This is a genomic window from Hymenobacter persicinus, from assembly GCF_004167665.1.
Classification (GTDB): domain Bacteria; phylum Bacteroidota; class Bacteroidia; order Cytophagales; family Hymenobacteraceae; genus Hymenobacter; species Hymenobacter persicinus.
The window spans coordinates 1-1,774 of sequence record NZ_SEWE01000092.1 but is presented as its reverse complement, the minus strand read 5'-3'; the positions used below and the strand labels follow the sequence as shown (position 1 = coordinate 1,774).

1 protein-coding gene is annotated in these 1,774 nt (G+C 66.9%); it reads left to right on the top strand.

Features of this window, described 5'->3' with window-relative positions:
- A partial coding sequence (locus tag EWM57_RS20650; RefSeq protein WP_129923194.1) for an InlB B-repeat-containing protein occupies positions 1 to 1,774 on the top strand: 1,774 nt, incomplete at both ends.

The window sequence follows — 1,774 nt, the reverse complement described above, 5'->3', positions numbered from 1 at the left end:
CGAGTACGTTTGTTGCGCGCCGCGCCCCTGGTCCTGGTCTGTCTGTTGCTCCTGCTGCTGCGGCCGGCGGTAGGAGAGGCCCAGGTGAAAATAATGCCCTTCGGCGCCTCCGCTACTCAGGGCGACTACAACCACAACTCCTACCGCCGCGTGCTCTGGCAGCAGCTGCAGGCCGCCGGCTACAGCGTGGATTTCGTGGGCTCCCAGCGCAGCAACTACGGCGGGCCGCCCCCGAACCCGGACTTCGACCTCGACCACGAAAGCCGCTGGGGGGCGCTGGCTAGTGACCTGCGGCCGATGGTGCAGGCCTGGGCCGCCAGCGCCCAGCCTGATATTGTGCTGATTCACGTGGGGTCCAACGATATGTTCCAGAACCGCAGCATCACAGGCACGCGCGACGAAATCGGGCTCATCATCGACCAGTTTCGCCTGGGCCGGCCCGGGGTGAAAATCGTTCTGGCCCAGCTGCTGCCCACACTGCAGAACCCCGGCAACAGCAACATCACGGCCCTGAACTCGCTGCTGCCGGCGCTGGTGCAGCAGAAAAATACTCCCGAGTCGCCGGTGCTGCTGGTAGACCAAAATACGGGCTTCGACCCCGCCGTGGATACCTACGACGGCACGCACCCCACGGCCGCGGGCGAGGCGAAGATGGTCAGCCGCTGGATGCCGGCTGTGCAGACCCTGCTCGGACCCGCGCCACCGGCCATCTATTCTCTCAACGTGACAACCACCGGTAGCGGAACCGTGGCCAAAAGTCCGGAGCGCGCCCAGTACGCGGCCGGCGCCACCGTGCTGCTGACGGCCACGCCCGCGGCCGGGCAGCTGTTTACGGGCTGGAGCGGGGATGCCACGGGCACGACCAACCCGCTGATGGTGCCCATGTCGGCAAACCGCAACATCACGGCCAACTTCGCTCTGGCCGCCGTGACAAGCTTTACGCTGATCAACTCGGATACCGACCAGGACATTCAAGCCCTGGCGCCCGGGGCTACGCTGAATTTGAACGCGCTGCCCACGCGCAATCTGAACATCCGGGCCAACACCAACCCGGCCATCGTGGGCAGCGTGGAGTTCACCCTCCGGGGCGCCCAGTCGCAGAATCAGATGGAATCGGTGGCGCCCTACGCCCTGTTTTCCGACGCCCAAGGCAATTATTTTGACTGGCCCCCCGCTGTCGGGACGTACACGCTGACCGCAACGGCCTACAGCGGCGGGGGCGGGGGAGGCACCCCGGGCGCCAGTACCAGCATCACGTTCACTGTCACCGACCAGGCCGGGGCCGTCGAGCACACGCTCAGCGTGCTGACCAGCGGCGACGGCACCGTGAGCAAAAGTCCCGCCCAGGCCACCTACCGCAACGGCACGAGCGTGGTGCTGACGGCCACGCCGGGCAGTGGGCAGCAGTTTAGTGGCTGGAGCGGCAACGCTACCGGCACCGCCAACCCGCTCACGGTGACCATGACCAGCAGCAAAACCATTACGGCCAGTTTCGTGCCCGTGCCGGCGGGCCCCGCGCTGGTGAGCTTCACGCTGGTCAATGCCGACACCGACCAGGATATCCGCACCCTGGCGCCGGGGGCCACGCTGGATCTGGGCACGTTGCCCACGCGCAACCTGAACATCCGGGCCAACACGAATCCGGCCACGGTGGGCAGCGTGGTCTTTGAGCTCAACGGCACCCAGGCCCGCAGCCAGGTCGAGTCGGTGGCGCCCTACGCGCTGTTTTCCGACAGCGGCGGCGACTACAACGCCTGGACCCCCGCCGTGGGCA